This is a genomic window from Amycolatopsis sp. NPDC051061, assembly GCF_040682935.1.
Classification (GTDB): domain Bacteria; phylum Actinomycetota; class Actinomycetes; order Mycobacteriales; family Pseudonocardiaceae; genus Amycolatopsis.
On the sequence record NZ_JBFBBZ010000135.1, the window covers coordinates 1 to 1,992 of the forward strand.

The 1,992-nt window shown below is 35.4% G+C and carries 4 protein-coding genes; all 4 read right to left on the reverse strand.

Annotated features, from left to right (window positions below; translation table 11 throughout):
• Nucleotides 1-128: 128 nt before the first annotated feature.
• On the reverse strand, nt 129-347 hold the full coding sequence (locus AB0N03_RS52175) for a hypothetical protein (RefSeq protein ID WP_058212531.1): 219 nt from the start codon (nt 345-347) through the stop codon (nt 129-131).
• A 66-nt stretch (nt 348-413) separates the two neighbouring features.
• Nucleotides 414-1,103, reverse strand: a complete 690-nt coding sequence (locus AB0N03_RS52180; RefSeq protein ID WP_011834689.1) for a Crp/Fnr family transcriptional regulator — start codon at nt 1,101-1,103, stop codon at nt 414-416.
• Between the two features lie 85 nt (nt 1,104-1,188).
• On the reverse strand, nt 1,189-1,734 hold the full coding sequence (locus AB0N03_RS52185) for a DNA-binding protein (RefSeq protein WP_032951503.1): 546 nt from the start codon (nt 1,732-1,734) through the stop codon (nt 1,189-1,191).
• 48 nt (nt 1,735-1,782) lie between these two features.
• A partial coding sequence (locus AB0N03_RS52190) for a heavy-metal-associated domain-containing protein (protein ID WP_364388965.1) occupies nt 1,783-1,992 on the reverse strand: 210 nt, incomplete at its 5' end.

Sequence of the window (1,992 nt, forward strand, 5' to 3'; positions counted from 1 at the left end):
TTAGAAAACATCCTAGAATAAATAAATACCCTCCCCCTTTCCTTGAGTTAATTCTCCTAAGTAGAGAAATGCTGTTCCTAAAATTCCTAATAAAGAAATTACTAAAAGTAAAGTTGCGGTTATAATTTTCATAATGAGTTAAAACATGAAGAAGCTCCATTTTGATAATTTATAAAATTAATTATATAAGATACCAGTAAGATTATATCTTCTGCTCCTATTCTTCCTCCCCAAAGTGTGGTTAAAGTTAAAGAAATTGCATCTACTGCTACATTGAATACCGGAATTGCCTGAGCAATTGCAAATAATGTAAATACCCTTTCATTTTGTGTGTAAATATTTGACATTGGTCCAATCTGGCATTAGGTCTGGATCTTGTGTAGGATCAGAATCTATTGGCTCTTTAGACCATTTTAAGCGTAATCATCTTCAAGGCTATCAATATCTAGTATTTTGATTATCTTTCCTCGGCGCTCAATGAATCCTTTTTCTTCGAGTATTTTGAACTTACGAGAAATAGTTTCGGGAGTTGTTCCGATGAACGTTGCAAGATCTTTCATTTTCATTGGAATCATAACAGAATTTGAATCTACTACTTTGACGAGTTGCAAAAGATAATTAGCGATTCGACTTTCAACATCTTCCATCATGAGAAATTGTGCTTGATATTGCATTTCCGCAGCTCTTCTCACGGTGGTTTCAAGCAATTTCAAACTGAGCTCGGGATATTTTAACAACAAATTTTTGAAATCTTGTTGTCGCAAAAAGCAAATTTGCGTTTCTTCCAATGTTTCACCATAGAGATTATCATTCATTACTCCAAACAAGGCGTCTTCACCTGCGTATCCACCAGGTTCAATCACACGTAGTAACTGCTCTTTACCAGCACTAGAAAGCTGGTATATTTTCAAGGTACCATGCGCCACAATTGCAAGTTGAGGCACTGCAAAGGGGCTGATGACTGTTTCACCTTTTTCAAAAATTTTATGATTAACAACCTGCTCAACTTGCACTAATTCACTTTCTGAAAGTAAACCAAATAGTGGCACGAGCTGTACACAGTGGTGTTCATGATGACTAAAATGATGTTTATACTTACTCATTTTGGGGATTCTCCTTATCTTATTATCGCGCTAAAATTATCAAACTGCAAGCCTCATTCAACTAAAGCCTACAGTTTCGTAAAAACTAATTATCATTATCTTCATCTTCGTCATGAAAATCAGCAACGCTTTTACCCAAGTCACCTGCCAAGTTGCGAATAACTTGAAGATTGTAGCCGTAAAGTTCGACTACACCAGCCGCCAAAGCAAATTTTTCTTCTTTGTTTGCTAGCTTGATTGCTCGCGTAATGAACATATTTTGTGCTTGGAAATCCACAATGAAGCTTTCAAGCAGATCTTCATCAGTCCAATATTTGGCTTTTGGATCCTCGGTAATGAACTTGTGATACTTTAAAAATTCTTCAGTTGTACTTGGTACAATCTCATTTTCATCAAGAAGTAAATCCGAAATTTTAAAGAAATATTCAACTTCCTTTTGTGCAATTTCACGTAAATACTCACACTTAACTGGGCTTTTCGCGTATATTCCTGCTTGAGTCAGTCGTATATTTTCTATGAACAAATTGGATAAGACATGTCCTAGCATCGCACCAGCCGTAGGTTTGTGGTGGTCAATCTCTGCTTTATCAAGTTCTTTAGCATATTTTTCATCAATCATTAATTTAGTCATCATTTTTTTCCTTTATTCAATTTATAGTGGTATCTTTCCTGGTATAAATCACACAACAGTTACTTTGCTACTCAAAACAGGATATCCAAGTTTCTCAACCTTGCTGATAAGTTCATCAGTACTGACAACATTTTCGTCAAATTCTGCTTTAACTTTTGATGCATTGAAAAGTACTTTTGCATTTGCTACGCCTTTAGTTGTAGTCATTGCAGCTTCGATTTTTGCCATACAAGATGGGCAGCTTAATTCATTGAGTCT

What these genes read in the sequence shown, in the direction of transcription:
- AB0N03_RS52175 (WP_058212531.1), bottom strand. Translation starts at nt 347, where the DNA reads ATGTCAAATATTTACACACAAAATGAAAGGGTATTTACATTATTTGCA.
- AB0N03_RS52185 (WP_032951503.1), bottom strand. Translation starts at nt 1,734, where the DNA reads ATGACTAAATTAATGATTGATGAAAAATATGCTAAAGAACTTGATAAA.
- AB0N03_RS52180 (WP_011834689.1), bottom strand. Translation starts at nt 1,103, where the DNA reads ATGAGTAAGTATAAACATCATTTTAGTCATCATGAACACCACTGTGTA.